We start from the raw sequence: 387 nt of genomic DNA on the forward strand, positions 1-387 counted from the left end.
GACTAAACAAAGGGGAAGCCCGTAATGCCCTTGCCAGAGCTGTTTTCATGCATCGGCTGGGCGAAATAAGGGATCGTGGTCTGGAAAACCAGAGTTACCGCGCCAGTGGACTTACGCTGCTCACTGCCGCGATTACATTGTGGAATACCGTGTATATAGAAAACGCCATTAATTTACTGAAAAAGAAAGGGCTACATATCAATGATCAGTTGTTGTCACACTTGTCTCCGCTGGGCTGGGAGCACATTAATCTGACGGGAGACTATATCTGGCGAAACAATAAAAAGCTGGCTGAAGGGAAGTATCGTCCTTTGCGGCCAGTTGATGTCAGTCAGTACAAAAAATCATCTTAACGTACAATATTTTCCGTTTCCCAAACGGAGCCCA

1 protein-coding gene is annotated in these 387 nt (G+C 46.3%); it reads left to right on the forward strand.

The genetic code is table 11. The features are described from left to right. On the forward strand, positions 1–353 hold a 353-nt coding region (locus UTM25_RS22390), incomplete at its 5' end, for a Tn3 family transposase (RefSeq protein ID WP_320715380.1). Positions 354–387: the final 34 nt, after the last annotated feature.

Source organism: Enterobacter sp. 61D5 (genome assembly GCF_034107965.1).
Taxonomy (GTDB): Bacteria; Pseudomonadota; Gammaproteobacteria; order Enterobacterales; family Enterobacteriaceae; genus Enterobacter; species Enterobacter cloacae_M.